We start from the raw sequence: 17,140 nt of genomic DNA, 5'->3' as shown, positions 1-17,140 counted from the left end.
ATCACCTACAGGCTTGTATCACTAATATCAGCAATATTAGTGGTGTTAGTATGCTTACAATTACTTATATTAATTTGACTATCTTCATAATTCCTATCAGTTTCATTATGAAGATTTGCTTCATAATATTTAGGCTTAGCCGCTATTTTACGACGATTTTCACGCCATCCAACAACAGGTAAATCAAACTTCGTAACTAATCTTTGAGTAAACGGAACTCCAGAAAGACGAGCTAAAAGCAATTCATCTTTAGATTGGCGGATTTGGATTCTAGAACCCTGCGGTAAAGCACGCTGACGTCTGCCATCGCAGCAAATCCATCCACCAGACGATGATTCTTCAAGAATATTGATAGTAAAAGTAGATCCCGAACCAATAATAAGCGGACGAGCAAAAAGCGCATGTGCTGCTAAAGGCACTAATTGCAATGCTCCAACATTTGGCCACATAATCGGGCCTCCTGCTGAAAATGCATAAGCAGTAGAACCTGTAGGCGTGGAAACTATTACACCATCACACCCAAAAGATGACATTTCTACGTCGTCAACTTGTATTGAAAGCTCTACCATACGGCCCCTGTCAGAACGATCAAGAGTGATATCGTTCAAAGCCCAATCGCTTAAAGGTTCACTAGCTCCAGGAAGCCACACATCTACATGAGCTTCCATTCTACGCTCCAAAAAATAATCTTTTTGCGCAATTCTATGAATAGCCTCATCTATTTGAAAACTTTCAAATTCAGCTAAAAATCCAACATGCCCAAGATTAATACCAATAATTGGCACAGGAGTACAATGCACTAATTCAGCTGCTTGAAGCATAGTGCCATCTCCCCCAAGCACCACAACAATTTCAGTATTTTCATCAACAACACGAGTTGGAATTTGAGCAAAATCAGACGCGGCAGCACTATTAAAAACGTCTACACAAAAACCAGCATTAGCAAGTTGATTTTTAACTTGACTAACAACATCACTTTTGCTGTCAAGACGCGCATGCGTGACAACAAGCGCACGACGAATACCCGAAGCAAAATCGCCCATGAATTGTTCCGGCATTACACAGCCCCCTCACACTGTTAGCAACAATAGTAACTATTGTAATATAGTCACTATTGTAATTAATACATGAAATATTGGGCACAAAAATATTTAACTAAAAATAAAAAAACTAAATGCTTAATCTACAACAATTTAATTTCTGACAATCGCGTATAAAAGATATTCAATATTCCCATGTGTTCCTTCTATAGGAGATTCATGAGTACGGATAACGTTCAAACCGTTATTTTCAGCGCAATCTTTAACTGTATTTAAAGCTTTGATTCTAAGACTTTCATCGTTTACGATTCCACCTTTGCCAAGATTACCTTTGCCGACTTCAAATTGTGGTTTAACAAGCAAAACTACATTAGAATTAGCTTGAGCAATACGAGAAATCACTGGAATAACAAGAGTAAGCGAAATAAAAGAAACGTCAGAGACAATCAAATTTGGCTTATAAGGCAAATCTTCATCATGAACATCTCTAATATTTACACCACTCATCTCAATAACACGAGGATTATTTGCGATTTTAGGATGCAACTGGCCGTGTCCAACGTCTAACGCTATAACAGATTTAACACCTTTTTGTAATAAAACATCGCAAAAACCTCCAGTTGACGCGCCAATATCTAAAGCCAGAGTATTTTGATCAACTTTTAATCCAGAATTTTCAAATAATGAAAAAGCTCCTTCTAATTTAAGCGCGCCTCGAGAAACATATTTAAGGCATGAACTTGCATTATCAGAGTTATTAATGGTTATTTTTTCTGAATTTTTAACTAAAAAAGATGATTTTTTAATATTACAATTATTTACGTTTACTACTCCTGATCGAATAAGACGCTGAGCTATAGTTCTACTTTCAGCTAAACCGCGATTTACAATAGCTAAGTCAAGACGCTGAGCCAAATCCTGACTTTCAGCCAAATCCTGACGTTGCGATAACTCTTGACTTTTAGCCAAATCCTGTTCAGAATTCACAAATAAATTCCGATTTTCTCTCATAATCATAGAGAAAACTCCGGCAAAATATAATCGTCAAGCACTTTACCGCTATCTTGCAAACTCCAAGTCAGAGCACAAGCTGCTCGCAAAGCATTGCAATCATTAGTGTTATTAACTTCAATAGTATTATCCACAACTCTTGCTACAGCATCTTCACAAGTAAAAGTAGTATCATCAACACGTTCAGGCGCATTGTGAGATTCGTTTAAGCCTCGCAAGTCTTTGGAAACAAAACTTGGACGCAGATGCTTTGGCGCAAGCATAAGCATACGAGGATCTGTAACTCCAGTAAGAACAAGCAAAGAGTCGTAACACCCTCTTGTACCGGCTTCAATATCAGTATCTAAACGATCTCCAACCGCTAATGAATTCTCAACACTAATTACAGGATTACCAGACTCGTCTTTTTCAGTGTATTTTGCATATTCAGCATCATCATGCTTAGCATTAGAAGCAACCAAGAACCTCGCTTCATCATACATTGCAGATTCTGGCTTTCCAGCAGATGCAATAGGCTCTACACCAGTAGCATTAATAACAGCTTGAATCATGGAACCGCAGCCTGGAGCAATACCAAGCTCTCTTGGAATAGTTAAATCGCGGTTGGTAACAAAATATTTTGCGCCGTGTTCAACAGCAAAAGAAACTTCCGCCATTTCTTGCCAAGTCATTTGAGGATACCAGCCTTGAATAACAGCTTTAGGATTATCTTCACACGAATCTACAAGCTCTAATCCTACGCGTTGTACTTCTTGACGCAGATGCTCAGCACCTAGAACAAGTACTTTAGAGCCTTTTGGAACATGGCGAGCAACCATTCTTGCAGCAACAACAGAAGACGTTATAATCTGCCATGGCTCTACTTTTAAACCAAAACTTTCCAACTGCTTTGCAACAACAGATTGAAAACGCGAAGAATTATTAGTCGTGTATTCAATAAACATACCGTGATTTTGCGCGTTAGAAATTGCTTCAGACGCATATTCAACAGCATTTCCGCCCCTATACACAACGCCATCCAAATCAAGTAAAGCTAAGCTAAAAGCCTCGCTTAAAATGCGCTTTGACGATGAAAAATTCGTTCGTTTATTAGATTCCATAAAACTAACCCCGCATGATTTGCATGATTTCAATGCACATGATTCGCATTTTAATCCTAATAATCCTAAAGTAGTAGCAAATATTCGTAAAGTAACAATTGCCCGGCTTACCATACTTAACATACAGCAGCCGGGCATAAAATAACGAGTCTAATTACTCCTCGGAAGCATTAACAGCATTCATCTCAATAGTTTCAGTATTGTCTGCACTATCTAAAGTGTCTTCACTATCTAAATCATCTTCACTACTCGAAGTATCTGAATCTTCCTCAGAAGAATCTTCACTAGAATCTTCGTCAGAATCCTCGTCAGAATCCTCAGGAGCGTCTTCAGGAGCATATTTAGCATCTTCTTCGCTCACTCCAATATCTTCTAACAAAGAATCATTGAAATGCTCTAAATCATAGTCAATAACAATATCTTCTGGATTAATTTCCTCATCGTCAGAATCAGCGTATTGCTCTTCCAAGCGATCCAATAATCCTTCTAACTCAATAGCTTCATCACTACGACCAGCTTCTTCCAAGAAGTATTGTTCTGCTTGAATAGCTCGCATGCGATACTCGCCAGGCAAACCTTTAGAGCGACCCATAACATGAACAAGCTCTATAGCTTTATCAATACGATTTGTATCAGCTAAAACTCCAGCATAAACTAAGAACAACTCAGCTTTTACTTCTCCAACAACAGATTTCGCATCATCAGACATGCAAATCTCTAAAGCTTTATCAAGATTGCCCATGCCGCGTTCACAATCGGCAATAAATGGCAAATAATCAAGATAACCATTCATTCGCATAGCAGTGCGAAACTCTCTAGCAGCAAGCTTATAATCACCTTGACGGTAAGCAATAAATGCAAGAGTCTCACGCGAAAAATCAATACGAGAAGCCTGCTTAGCAGCCCATTGAGCGTGCTCTAAAGCTAATTTTGGATCTTCTTCTTCCAAAGCATATGCTGCAAGAATATGCAAACCAATATTTTCTGAATGCTCCTTAGAAAGTCCACGCAAACGCTCTCGTGATTCCTTAGAAAGCATGGAATATTCTAAGCCCTTAGGCATCTTAGGTTCGCCAGGACGACGCGCAGTATAAGGATTTTGCGAAGGATAAGAAATAGTTCCATCAGAATTTCTACGAGGACCATTTTCATAACTAAAATTACGACGTTCATTGCGGTTATCGCGACGATCAAAACGATCGCCATCCTTCTTAAAACCGTCACGCTTGAAGCCCTCGTGCTTTACGCCATCCTTATGGAAGCCATCGCGACGCGGCTTGCGATTATCATGACGATCATCTTTATGATTAAAGCGATTGTCATCAAACTTTTTATAACGAGGATTTCCACCCTCGCTATTTCTATTTTCATTTCTTGAACGATAGTCATTATTTCGTTCAAAACGATTATTTTCACCACGCTCTTCACCATGATTAAAGCGACGATTATCGCGGAAATCTTCTCGACGGTTGTCGCGACGATCAAAACGATCGCCATCCTTCTTAAAACCGTCACGCTTCATGCCGTCACGCTTAAAGCCATCCTTATGGAAACCATCCTTATGGAACGACTTCTTAAAGTCACCGCGACGATCTTCATTACGATCAAAATCGCGACGATCCCCATCTTTCCTAAAGCTATCTTTCTTAAAACCGTCGTGCTTTACGCCATCGCGCTTAAAGCCATCCTTATGGAAACCGCCCTTATGGAAGCCATCCTTGTGGAAACCGCCATGTCTCTCAGCGCTTCCACTTTTGGCACCGTTACGATGACCACCAAACTTTCCATGTCCACCACTAAACGACTTACCACCGCTTCGCGAGAATCCACGTTCTTCGCCCATTATTGGCACCTCTCATATACATGCTTAAAAGCAATTCAGCATATTGCATAAGCACAGTTATTTCATCAAATACCAAATGAAAGTCGTAAACAAACAAAGTCCTAAACAAACACAGGTATCTATTTATTTATTATTTATTATCTTATTTAATTATTCGCACACATTATTGTTATCTATACTGTTAAAACAAGTAATATTACTTGCAAGTAACAGCGCCAATAGCTTTCTTACCGCGGCGAAGTAAAGCGAAACGATTTTGCAAGAACGAATCTTGACTTAAAACATCGTCAACACTATCAACACGCTCATTGTTTAAATACAAACCGCCTGCTTCAATAGCGCGACGAGCTTCGGAAATAGTGCGGAACAATCCAGCAGAAACTGCAGCCTCAACAACACGATCTCCAGCATTAGCTTTAGCGAAATCTAAGCTACCATCTTCAGCCTTAACTTTAACGCCATCTAAAGCAGCTTCAAGAGTCTGCTCATCAATATTGCTAAGATCTCCACGACCAAACAGAGCAGAAGAAGCTTCAATAGCCTGATTAGTTAAATCCTCACCGTGGACGAAACTTGTAACTTCCCACGCGAGCACACGCTGAGCTTCACGGCTTCCAGGATCATCCTGAATTTGTTGAGCCAAACGCTCAATTTCATCTTTTGGCAAGAAAGTGAACACTTTAAGCAACTTAACGACTTCATCATCCGGCTGATTAAACCAGAACTGGTAGAAGCGATAAGGGCTAAGCATAGAAGGATCAAGCCACATGGCATTACCTTCAGACTTGCCAAACTTACGACCCTGATTATCCGTAATAATTGGGCTAGTAAATACGTTTACTGAAGCTCCGCGAACTTTACGAATCAAATCCATGCCGGAAGTGAGATTACCCCACTGATCCGAACCGCCAAGCTGCAAAGTCACGTTGTAATTATCAAACAAGTACAAGAAGTCGTTACCTTGCAAAACCTGATAGCTGAACTCAGCAAAAGAAATACCTTCATCAGAATTTAAGCGGCGAGCCACAATATCCTTAGAAAGCATTGTGCCAACACGGAAATTCTTACCAACATCACGCAAGAAGTCGATAGCAGACATCTTAGAAACCCAGTCGTAATTGCTAACAAAACGAACAGGATTTTCACCCTCAAGAGGCAAAATTCGACCAATCTGCTTGCGCAAACGTTCAGCCCAGCCAGCCACAATATCCTTAGAATTAAGCGTGCGTTCGCCACTTTGACGAGGGTCACCAATCAAACCAGTAGCACCGCCAACTAACGCAATAGGATGATGACCTGCAGCCTGCAAATGACGCATATTAATAAGCTGAACAAGATTACCAATATGCAACGAAGCAGCAGTAGGATCGTAACCGCAATAATACGTTAATGGTTCTCCGTCAAGCACTTGAGCAAGTTGCTTCTCATCAGTAGATTGTGAAATTAATCCACGCCACTTAAGCTCTTCAAACAAGGAAGTAAAACCAGCTTCCTTGTAATTCCTGACCTGAGCCATTCGTATCTCCTTATTGCATTCTAATAAAACACGAGTAGACAATAATACGTCTACAAGCCATTCAATTCTGTCAGCAGACGACGACACTTAATAAAGAATTAAACTAATTTTTTGAAGCCATATCGATAAGCCAATCAGCTCTGTTTTTTGCCATCTCATCAGATTCGCAAATAACCATAACTGTATCGTCACCACCAATAGTTCCAAGAACACCTTTTAATGGTTGCCTATCAATAACACTAGCTACATATTGAGCAGCTCCAGATGGAGTGTGAATAACCAATAAATTATTTGCACGAGCAACTTGAGTTACTAATCCAGACAATATGCGACTTACTTGCTGTTCTATGCGCAAAGAATCTACGTTATGCCCGTGAGACGTTCCATCCCCCAAAACATACGCAATTCTACCATCGTGAAGACGGATTTTTACAGCATTAATTTCATCTAAATCACGACTTAAAGTAGCTTGAGTTACTTCAATTCCATGACGCGCAAGAACTTGAGAAAGCTGAGATTGTGAAGTAATAACATCAGTAAACAGCGCTTGCTCAATAAGACTTAAACGTGCCGCGCGCGTCTGCGGACGCTGCCTATAGCTATCTTCCTTCGAAGAATCTTCACTAGAAAAATCCTCGACAGAAGAATTATCGATAGAAGCATTACCTACAGAAGAACCACCTTTAAAAGAAGATGCATTTGAAGGATCCATCGATTCTTTTGAATAGGACTTCGACACGTTAAAACCTTTCAAAATAAATTTATAGAATAAGTGGAGCTATAGAATATACCATAACTCCACTTATTTTAGTCAATATCAATAGAGATTTATTAATAAATTTTCGAATAAATCTACTAAATCCACTAGATTTACCAAATCTGCTAAATCTACTAAATATTCGCTAAAATATCCAATTTTTAGTTATCGAGAAAATATTAACAAAATCCACTACAAGTTTGTTATACACGCAATGTAGCTGTTATACACGCAATGTAGCGTGCAAAACAGACGCAGCCTTCGTAATTGATTCACGAACAGCTTCCATTTCATCACCTGAAAGCGTCCTATCTGCAGCTCTGAAAGTCACAGAATAAGCAAGAGATCGCAAACCTTCACCAAGCTGTTCACTTTCATAAACGTCGAACAATTCAACTGACTCAAACAAATCACCAGAAGCTTTTTCTATAGCTTCTTGCAATGTTCGAGCACTAAGTGAAATTGGAGCAACAAAGGCAAAATCTTGCTTTACAGGAGGGAACGTAGAAACAGGTCTTGCTTGAACAGGCTTAGCTTGCATAGCGTCAAACAATGCAGTTAAATCAAGCTCAAAAGCAGCAGAATGCTTTGGCAAGCCTAAATTATCATCAACCTGAGGATGCAATTCTCCAACAATACCAATTTCAACATCATCTGCACCATCAACAGGAATATACACCTTCGCGGTACGACCTGGATGCCAAGAAGCAGGAACATCATCAGCATTAAGCTGACGAATATCAAAAGCAACACCGATTCGCTTTCCTAAGCGATTAACAGCTTCTACAGCATCGCTCCAATCAACTTCCCTATTATTTCCAAGCCAACCCGTTTCTTCAGCCTTACCAGTCAAAAGAGCTGCAACATGCAAAGGCTGCTCAGGCAAACCAGCATCCAACGCAGCAAGCTGAGCATCCGTAGGGCGAACCGAGCCAGGCAAAGCAGGAATTGCCGGAGCATTAGGATCTGCAAAATACACGTGACCAAGTTCATAAAGCGAAACATTATTCAAACCACGGCGAAGATTCCTGCGAACAGTACCAGCCAAAGTTGTAAGAACATCACGACGAAGCCAAGGACGATCTCCAGCCAAAGGATTTGCAATCAATACACTAACTTTGGAAATCTCATCAACATCTTGACGGAAAGCATCAAAATCTTCCTTGCCAACAAACGGGTAGCTCAAAGACTCAACCAAACCCATTTCAGCAAGCTCATACGCAATAGCCCTACGAGTAGCCTGATCTTTCGTTAAGCCAGTTTTACCAGTAACAGGAACAGCTGGAACTTTAACAGGAATCTCATCGTAACCGACCAAGCGTGCGATTTCTTCAACCAAATCGCATGGAGCATTCAAATCAGGACGCCACGTTGGAGGCAAAACAGAGAATGAACCATTACCGCCACCAGCAACCGAGCAGCCAATATCCGTAAGAATATCGCTAATACGATTCAAATCAATATCAAGACCAGCTACACGCTTTACTTCATCTGCTTTAAAAACAATAACATCGCGAGGCTGCGTATTGTTTAAATCACGAGGATGACTAGATGGCTCGCCACCGCCAAAATTAGCAAGAAGCTTAGATGCCATCTGAGCTGCAGCAGGCTGCAATTGCGTATCAACACCGCGCTCAAACCTACGTGAAGCTTCAGAAGGAATCTTATGACGACGAGCAGTACGAGCAATAGAAACAGGATCAAAGTGAGCTGCTTCAATCAATACATTCTTAGTCTCACTCGTAACTTCTCCATACATGCCACCCATTACGCCAGCAAGACCAAGAACACGCGAACCATGATTTCCACTTGGAGAATCACAAATCACTAAATCCTCATTATTTAATTCGCGATCTTTGCCGTCCAAAGTAGTTAAATGTTCACCTGAACGCGCGCGACGAACAACAATCGGAGACTCGATCTTGTCTAAATCATAAGCGTGCAAAGGCTGACCCAAATCCAACATAACATAGTTAGTTACGTCTACGGCTAAGGAAATACCACGCATTCCAGCTCGAGTTAAACGACGACGCATCCACTGTGGGCTTGAAGCATTAGCATCTATATTCCTTACAGCGCGAGCATAGTAACAATCGCATCCTACAACGCCATGAATAGGATTATTATCTTCTACGCTAACCTCAATATCGGCCGCTTCTGCTGATGTAACACTATCTAAGATTGGAACATTCTTATTTAATTCTTCAACAGGATCTTTATAAACTGCTCCAGTTGAATGGTGATATTCGCGAGCAACACCTCGATAAGAGAAAGCATATCCGCGATCAGGCGTTATGTTAATCTCCAAAATCGGCTTATTAAGATGGAGCAATTCCATAGCGTCATCGCCAGGCTTTAACGCATCATACTCAGCATTAGAGAAGCCATACTCTCGCAACAAAATAATTCCGTTGTGGCTATCTCCTAAACCAAGCTCACGTTCGGAAGCACACATACCATCAGAAATATGTCCGTAAGTCTTACGCGGCTCAATTTTAAAATCTCCAGGAAGAACAGCACCAGGAAGAGTAACAACTACCTTTTCACCAGCAGCCATATTAGGAGCGCCACAAATAATGCCACGAGGAACTTTTTTACCGTTCTCGTCAACATCGTTGTATTTGTCTCCAACGTCAACATGACACCAGTTAATAGTTTTACCATTCTTCTGAGGCTCAGGAGTTGCATCTACTACGTAGCCTACAACAATAGGACCAGTAACCTGAGAAGTATGAATTTCTTCTTCCTCTAAACCAACACGAACTAAATCTTTAGCAAGCTGTTCGTATGTTAAACCTTCTGGCACTTCAACATGATCTTTAAGCCAGTCAATATCTACCATTGGCATGAGTTTTACTCCCCCATCACAAACTGTTCACTGAAGCGCTTATCGCCTTCAACCAAATCATGCATATCGTTAATGTCATGTCGAAGTAGCAAAGTTCGCTCCAAACCTACTCCGAAAGCAAAACCAGTATAAACTTCTGGATCTAAGCCAGCGGATTTAAGAACATTCGGGTTCACCATTCCGCATCCGCCCCATTCAATCCAGCCTGGACCGCCCTTTTTATCTGGGAACCATAAATCAAGCTCAGCACTTGGTTCAGTAAATGGGAAGTAGCTTGGTCGCAAACGGCTCTTTGCATCTGGACCAAACATAGCAACAGCTAAACGATCAAGCACACCCTTTAAATCAGCCATGCTCAAATGCTTATCCACTGCCAAAGCTTCACACTGATGGAAAACTGGAGTATGCGTTGCATCAAGCTCATCAGTACGGAACACTCGCCCAGGAGAAGCAATGTACAGAGGAACTCCGCGCTCAATTAACGCACGAACCTGATCAGAAGAAGTTTGCGTGCGCAAAACCATGTTTGAACCGACAAATCCTGCAGCATCCTTAGCTTGATTGCCTTGCACGTAAAAAGTATCTTGCATTTGACGAGCTGGATGATCCGGACCAAAATTCAAAGCATCAAAATCGAACCACTCAGTTTCAACTTCAGGACCTGCAGAAATCTGCCAGCCCATAGAAACGAAGAAGTCCTCAAAATCCTCAATAATACGCGAAATAGGATGACGCGCACCCAAAGGTTTACGATTAATCGGAAGAGTCATATCAACAGTCTCTGCAGAAAGCATACGAGCTTCTTCAAGAGCTTTAATACGATCAGAGGACTGCGCAAAAGCACGGCCAAAATCAGCTCTCAACTGCGACATTAACTTTCCGACTTCTTTTTTCTGGTCAGCAGGTAAACTACCAATCTCTTTACTGGCTAAAGTCATAACTGACTGAGAACCTGCATACTTAGTTTTCGCTAACTTCAAATCTTCCATGCTTTTAGCTGAATTAACACAAGCAATGCCCTCTTCCACTGCTTTTTTTACAGCTTCCACATCAAACGTATTATTACTCGTCACAGCACCCTTCCTATCCAAGTACTAACAGTTATTTAAATAACGTTACAAAGCTACATTTTTCGCGCATGACTAGACATAGCCAAGCCCATAAGCATCACCGCTGCGCTAGTAGCCAAATTCATAGATTCAGCCTTACCGTAAATAGGAATAACAGATATTTCGTCTACTTTATTTAAGACACTAACAGGCAATCCTCTAGCCTCATTACCAAACAAAACAGCAAGCGAAGATTCCATAATATTATTGTCGTCAAGAATAATAGGAAAATCTTTAGGCTTACGCTCGTCCGTACCATAAATATCTGCCGCTATAATTCTTATTCCAAGTTTTTTCGCCCAATCAAACCATTCATTTTCACTTATTGAAACAACTGGCAAATGGAATAATGAACCTGCAGTAGAACGAATAAGTTTAGAATTCCAACGACTTACGCAATCATCAACGAATACTACAGCATCGCATCCAGCTACGTCTGCTACTCGAATAATAGCTCCAGCATTACCAGGATCTCTTACCTGCCAGCAAGCAGCAATTCGCAAAGGTTTAATATGATTCTCGTCTAAAGGATTCTCGTCTAAGGACTTTTTAACTAAAGAATTTTGCAAGTTATAAAAAGAGCTAGTATAAAAATCATCTAAAGACTTCGAATTTAAAACAGCTACTATTCCTTGAGAGTCACTACTAATCTTGCGTATAACTTCAAGACTTACAGGATGAACATAGCATCCTTTTTCTAAAGATTCCTCAACAATAGCGCGAATAGTATCTGTAGAATTATTTTCATTCGAATCAGAAGAATGATTATTCGTAAAAGACTTATAATCGTTTACAACATTTTCTGCAACATAAATATCGCAAATAGAATCTGCAGCATACCGAACTGCCTCGCGCACACTTTGTGGACCTTCAACCAAAAATTTATGCAAATCATTGACTTTGCCACGCGTAAGAGCAGCAATACGTTTCACTCGCTCACTATGAGGATTATCAATTAATTCTTTTAAAGGCATGTATATAACTCTACTTCAAAAAAAACTTCAAAAAACTTCAAAAATCACTCAAGATTTCACGGCTGATGATGCTCTGAGGAACTAGGAGTCGTATACCCTTCTGGCTCCAATTGAAAAGTAGTATGCGAAACAGATACTGGGAAATGTTCACGCAAACAATCTTGGAGTTGACTAAGAATTTGCGCACACTGCTCAATCGTCAAATCCTTCTCAACAACTACATGAGCCATAAAAATAGGCATACCCGTAGAAACAGTACTAGCATGCAAATCATGAACAGCTATAACATGCTTCACGCCTTCCAAATGCTTACGTACTAAATCTAAATCCAATCCTTCAGGAGTTTGCTCTAAAAGCACCTTTATTGCGTTCTTCAATAACTTCAACGCTCTAGGAATCATCAAAATCGCGATAATTCCACCAGCAACAGCATCAAAACCAGTCCAACGCGTGCTCATCATAACAATTGCCGAAATCACTACTGCAACAGATCCAAGAGCATCATTCATAACTTCAAGGAACGCAGCACGCATATTCATATTGTCATGAGAACGAGAAACTAAAATAACAATAGATCCAACGTTTGCAGCCAAACCAAGTAAACCGAAGAAAAGCAGCTGATTAACATCATGAATACCATCATGACCGTTCCCAAAAAGACGCATACATGCTTCAACAAGAGCATATACGCCAACAAAAAGCAGAACTAAAGCACCAGCCGCAGCAGTTATAACTTCCAAACGAGCCCAACCCCAAGTACGCTTTCCATTTGGTCGACGCTGCATAAGAATTGCAGTAACAGTAGATGCCACGAGCACAGAAATATCCGTAAGCATATGTCCTGCATCAATAAGCAGCGAAAGAGAATTCGTGAGGAATGAGCCAACTACTTCTGCAATAAAAACTATTGACGTAAGAGATAGCGTTAATATTAGACGATGCTGATGCGAGCGATGCAAGCTACGCGATGCATTCGAATCCTGTGAAATATTATTATTCGAAATATTATTATTGTTCGAAGTATGATTATTATCCAAAGTATGATTATGCAATCCTCAAACCTCCAATTGTCACGTTAAATATTCAATATACCAGTTCTATTCGCTTTAAGCTTTTTAGCGTGCGTATTTCATAAATCTTATAAGCGTAGTTATTATTTTATGCAATACAAGCGAGCATAAAATAAAGCAAATCCTTCTACGATACAAACGCATCTTTAGTATACAGCTGTGTACCTGTATATCTGTATATCTGTATATCCATATATCCATATATCTGTATATCTGTATATCTCTATATACATACAGATGTATCTCTATGAAAATAGTCAGATAATCAGCAATATCGTTAAGTTAGTTTAAATGCCTTCCATGCGGCTCAATATTTTTACGACGATTGCGGACCATTGTAATAATCATTGTGGCAATAACAGCCGCCGATAATATCATCGCTATAAGGAACAGCGTCATCCAAAGCGGCCATTGCACGTGATCCTCCGGCGGCTTCACAGGATCCGGCAGCACACGATACCCTGTCACCAAAAGCCTATGAGAGTTCACACCATACGGAGTGCACGTGAGCAGCGTCGCCAAGTCGCGCCCTTTTTCGCGCTGAAGCAAACTAATATCGTGCGGCTCAACCACGCTTATGCGGAACACTTTGTATCGCAAAGTCTCGCCTTGCACGTCAATGTAGAAGTAGTCACCCTTCTTTAAATTCACCAAATCGTCAAACATTGTAGCGCTCGGCAAACCGGTATGCGCTGTCACAACAGTGTGACGATTCTTACCACCAACCGGCAAATCCGTGCCATATAAATGGCCAGCCCCATGCGCTAAAACATCCATCGTAGTGCCATGATAAATTGGCATTTTTACGCCAATCTTCGGAATTTTCACGATGCCCATAACGCCCATTGGCTCATCTAATACTTTTAGATACTCCTTATATTGCGGAGTTTTAGTAATATCATCCTGATTATCACCACCGTATGGGTCGCGCGTGAGCATAACCTTGCGATGCTTATTATAAAGTTGCGCGGCTCGAATATTAGCACGACGAACATCAATAGATTGATGATTATTATACTTGTCGTACGCGTTAGAAATCTCCTTTGACACGCGATTATTCCAAAGCGTGGAACACACAGGATAACTGAAGCACAAAATGCCTGCCAGCACGAATGCGATTGGCTCGACGATTTTACGAATCGTAGACTTTTGCTTGGATTTGTGGGCGGCGTGAGGTTTTTGTGCTGAGACCTCTGGTGAGTTTGTTACGTTAGCTGCGGTTGCTGCATTAGTTGCGTTAGTTGTTTGTGAAGATTGGTTATTCTGGTTTTTAAAAAGCTTGTTTTGCGAAATCTTGTTGAGAAAAGCATATACTTTCGTAACAGCGCTGTTTAATTTCATGCTTCCTCGTTTCGTTGGATTTAGATTTGATTTACGATTTATTTATTTTTGCTCGCTATCTCGCTTACGAAACTCACCTTGAATGTCCAATGGACTTTCAACGCAAGCTCAGGCGAGCAGCAATTATCCGTGAGGGCAGACGTTACGCTCTCATGAAACAGAATTTTATAATTTTCCTACATAGTGTTGCTGAGCTCTCGGAGTTTCTCTCATCGCAAGATTTTTACATTGCTCTAAGAGAAACTCCGACAGCTCTTGGCATGTTTAGTCTTTTAATCTTCGATTAATCACCGAGATTTTTCAATTTTTCTTCTTCGCTCAATGAATCACCACTTCGTGCTGAGGTTCATTTCGCTCTGGGCGAAAAATCTTAAATCTCTGCCTAGTGAATAGCAAAGCAGATTCAACCAAACCCTCACTAGATCTAGCGAATCGACTTGCATAAGCGCTTGGAGCACATGAATATTGGAGCCGAGAGCAACAAGTCGCACCCAGCTCCAATATTTATGCCATGCAAACAGATATTTACATTCATGCAGAAGCGACTGCTGATTTGCTCAGCAGTCACCAACTACAATCAGGCAGCCTGCTGCTCTTCATCCTTCTTGCGGTTGCGCAAGAAGATGAACATACCAACAGCAACCAAGCACATGCCGGCAATAGCGAAGATGATTATGCCGTAAGCACCGGTCTTTGGAAGCTTGAACCAGAAGTCGCCGTCATTGCTTGGAACGTTAGCGATTGCATACTCATAAGATGTATCATTGCTGGTTTTAGCAGTAACTGTTACCTCGTATACTTTTTCAGAACGAGCAAAGCCATCTGGAGCTTTAATCTCCACAACGTAGAACTTTTCGCCTTCCTTAGCAACGTAGTCAGCAGTCTTGCCATCTTTACCTGTAGTGGTGATGGTGCCTGCATTATTATCAACAGCAGCACCAGCAACAGGCGTTGCGTCCGCAAAACCAGTCATTGCACCAGCACAAGCACCCTGAGCGCTTGGATCTTTGGCGCATTTATCTGCATCTGTCTTCTTGGATTCAGTAAACACCTTGAACTGTGCATTTGAAAGAGGCTTCTTCGTTTGGGAATTCTCGGTTGTGCCGTCGTACTTGAAGATGTGGAACTTGTGCAACTTAGTCTCAGTAGTCTTACCGGTAATATCTGGAACCTTACCCTTGCCACCAGGGTTGAAACCGTACTTGTTTTCAAGAACAGTCTCGTCAGCTTTTGAACCGTATGTGCTCTTCAACTTAAACTTCAAAGTCACCTGAACACGAATATCGGTATTAGCGCTAGTGCCGAACTTCTTTGCAATCTTGTCTCTACCAACTTCAGTGAATTCGAAAAGAATACGCTTACGGGTTACTGCAGTGCCCTTATCAACTTCAGAGTCTGAAACTTTCACAGTGTAATCACCAGTGGCACCATTATCAGTACTCTTGTCAAGAGGTTCAGGATTAGTTGCGCCAGTAATAGTCTTAAATGAACTAGATTGCGCGTCATATTCGCCGACAGTAACCGTAGCATCAGGAGTGTAAGAGTTCTCACTAATACCTTCATAAGCATCGATTAACGCGTCATCCCAAATCTTAAAGCCATTAATATTGGAGCCAGTAAAATACGTAGACTTAGTTCCAGAGGTTTCAGTCTTAGTTTCCGCATCGGCAGGAAGCGTAACTTTAGCGGTAATCTTGTATGGAAGCGTATCGCCAACGCCAACAATGTCGCCGGTAACAGCATCCTTCTTAATACCTTCTGTAGCATTCCAGTTCTTTGGAGAAACCTTCACGATGTAGTTGTACTTGTTGTTTGTATCAGTTGCACCGCGCGTGATTTCTGGAACTGTAATGAAGAACGGGCTGAACTTAGGGCTATAGCCAGCTGCATCGCCTTCTACCTTAGTTTCGGCAACATAGTACAAGCCGAGAGGAAGATCTGTAAACTTAGCAACACCATCTACCTTGTCATTGGTATCGAAAGTGTCGTTCTTGGTAGTCTCAGACTTAGCATGGTTAGTTGCGTCACCAAATGTATTGTCGAACGTAACCTTGCTTTCAGGATTGCCGGCCTGAGCAGCTGTATTAAGTTCTCCCACCTTAGACGCCAAAGTAACCCAAGCATCCTTATCCTTAAGATCAAGAGTTTGGGCACTAGTGTCAGTAGATGGTGCTAGCTTCGCTACTTTCTTAATAGTGAATGTCACATTATTAAGGCCTTTAGGCTTTGCAGCGTCATCGGTCTTATGGATGAGGATGGAACCAGTCTTGTTGGCAGCAGCTTTATCCCATGGTGCAGGATCAGTACTAGCTGCTTCAGAACCCGTAGCAAATGCCACGTTGTTTGCCACCACGGCGCCGGCGACGCACAGCGTGCCAACCATTGCGAGCGAGGCGAATGCCGCCACGCATTGTTTAGTGAATTTATTCACTTTCTTCTCCTTTGTTCAGTGCCCTTGTGGGCAGGTTTGTGAGAGGAATTACGGTTATTGTTTTATTTTGTGTTGCGCACGGTCGGCGGAGTCATCGCAA

Annotated in this window: 12 protein-coding genes; all 12 read right to left on the bottom strand. The window is 41.3% G+C overall.

Annotated elements, in window-relative coordinates; translation table 11 throughout:
* Positions 1 to 5: 5 nt before the first annotated feature.
* The 12 genes from BFS05_RS00545 to BFS05_RS00485 all read right to left on the bottom strand — a co-directional run bounded on the left by BFS05_RS00545 (position 6) and on the right by BFS05_RS00485 (position 17,040).
* On the bottom strand, positions 6 to 1,058 hold the full coding sequence (locus tag BFS05_RS00545) for an NAD kinase (protein ID WP_103084133.1): 1,053 nt from the start codon (positions 1,056 to 1,058) through the stop codon (positions 6 to 8).
* Positions 1,059 to 1,193: 135 nt separating this feature from the next.
* On the bottom strand, positions 1,194 to 1,973 hold the full coding sequence (locus BFS05_RS00540; RefSeq protein ID WP_103084333.1) for a TlyA family RNA methyltransferase: 780 nt from the start codon (positions 1,971 to 1,973) through the stop codon (positions 1,194 to 1,196).
* An 80-nt stretch (positions 1,974 to 2,053) separates the two neighbouring features.
* Positions 2,054 to 3,151, bottom strand: a complete 1,098-nt coding sequence (locus tag BFS05_RS00535) for an HAD-IIA family hydrolase (RefSeq protein WP_103084132.1) — start codon at positions 3,149 to 3,151, stop codon at positions 2,054 to 2,056.
* 154 nt (positions 3,152 to 3,305) lie between these two features.
* Positions 3,306 to 4,994: a hypothetical protein gene (locus tag BFS05_RS00530; protein WP_103084131.1), complete on the bottom strand. Its 1,689-nt coding sequence runs from the start codon at positions 4,992 to 4,994 to the stop codon at positions 3,306 to 3,308.
* A gap of 196 nt (positions 4,995 to 5,190) precedes the next feature.
* Positions 5,191 to 6,510, bottom strand: a complete 1,320-nt coding sequence (gene tyrS, locus BFS05_RS00525; RefSeq protein WP_103084130.1) for a tyrosine--tRNA ligase — start codon at positions 6,508 to 6,510, stop codon at positions 5,191 to 5,193.
* Positions 6,511 to 6,613: 103 nt separating this feature from the next.
* Positions 6,614 to 7,222 carry an arginine repressor gene (argR, locus tag BFS05_RS00520; RefSeq protein WP_103084129.1) on the bottom strand — a complete coding sequence of 203 codons (609 nt, stop codon included), beginning with the start codon at positions 7,220 to 7,222 and terminating at the stop codon, positions 6,614 to 6,616.
* A gap of 268 nt (positions 7,223 to 7,490) precedes the next feature.
* A complete protein-coding gene (gene pheT, locus BFS05_RS00515) occupies positions 7,491 to 10,115 on the bottom strand; it encodes a phenylalanine--tRNA ligase subunit beta (RefSeq protein WP_103084128.1) in 2,625 nt (874 codons plus the stop codon).
* Between the two features lie 5 nt (positions 10,116 to 10,120).
* Complete coding sequence (gene pheS, locus BFS05_RS00510; protein ID WP_180978546.1) at positions 10,121 to 11,188, bottom strand: phenylalanine--tRNA ligase subunit alpha; 1,068 nt, start codon at positions 11,186 to 11,188, stop codon at positions 10,121 to 10,123.
* Between the two features lie 50 nt (positions 11,189 to 11,238).
* The gene (locus BFS05_RS00505; RefSeq protein WP_103084126.1) at positions 11,239 to 12,198 is read right to left on the bottom strand and encodes a TrmH family RNA methyltransferase; all 960 of its coding nucleotides are present in this window, start codon (positions 12,196 to 12,198) and stop codon (positions 11,239 to 11,241) included.
* A gap of 56 nt (positions 12,199 to 12,254) precedes the next feature.
* Entirely contained in the window at positions 12,255 to 13,202 is a 948-nt protein-coding gene (locus BFS05_RS00500; protein ID WP_374703751.1) for a cation diffusion facilitator family transporter, read from the bottom strand.
* Positions 13,203 to 13,550: 348 nt separating this feature from the next.
* Complete coding sequence (locus tag BFS05_RS00495; protein WP_103084125.1) at positions 13,551 to 14,609, bottom strand: class C sortase; 1,059 nt, start codon at positions 14,607 to 14,609, stop codon at positions 13,551 to 13,553.
* 577 nt (positions 14,610 to 15,186) lie between these two features.
* Positions 15,187 to 17,040 (bottom strand): SpaH/EbpB family LPXTG-anchored major pilin, encoded by a 1,854-nt coding sequence (locus BFS05_RS00485; RefSeq protein WP_258004160.1) that lies wholly within the window; start codon positions 17,038 to 17,040, stop codon positions 15,187 to 15,189.
* Between the last annotated feature and the right edge of the window lie 100 nt (positions 17,041 to 17,140).

Origin of the sequence: Gardnerella coleohominis, from assembly GCF_002896555.1 — a bacterium.
Taxonomy (GTDB): Bacteria; Actinomycetota; Actinomycetes; order Actinomycetales; family Bifidobacteriaceae; genus Bifidobacterium; species Bifidobacterium vaginale_F.
This window is presented reverse-complemented; position numbering and strand designations above follow the sequence as displayed.

Bases quoted from the DNA above. Each gene is read 5' to 3' on its own strand.
- argR (WP_103084129.1), bottom strand. From the start codon at position 7,222: ATGGATCCTTCAAATGCATCTTCTTTTAAAGGTGGTTCTTCTGTAGGT.
- BFS05_RS00535 (WP_103084132.1), bottom strand. From the start codon at position 3,151: ATGGAATCTAATAAACGAACGAATTTTTCATCGTCAAAGCGCATTTTA.
- pheT (WP_103084128.1), bottom strand. From the start codon at position 10,115: ATGCCAATGGTAGATATTGACTGGCTTAAAGATCATGTTGAAGTGCCA.
- BFS05_RS00545 (WP_103084133.1), bottom strand. From the start codon at position 1,058: ATGCCGGAACAATTCATGGGCGATTTTGCTTCGGGTATTCGTCGTGCG.
- BFS05_RS00505 (WP_103084126.1), bottom strand. From the start codon at position 12,198: ATGCCTTTAAAAGAATTAATTGATAATCCTCATAGTGAGCGAGTGAAA.
- BFS05_RS00530 (WP_103084131.1), bottom strand. From the start codon at position 4,994: ATGGGCGAAGAACGTGGATTCTCGCGAAGCGGTGGTAAGTCGTTTAGT.
- tyrS (WP_103084130.1), bottom strand. From the start codon at position 6,510: ATGGCTCAGGTCAGGAATTACAAGGAAGCTGGTTTTACTTCCTTGTTT.
- BFS05_RS00495 (WP_103084125.1), bottom strand. From the start codon at position 14,609: ATGAAATTAAACAGCGCTGTTACGAAAGTATATGCTTTTCTCAACAAG.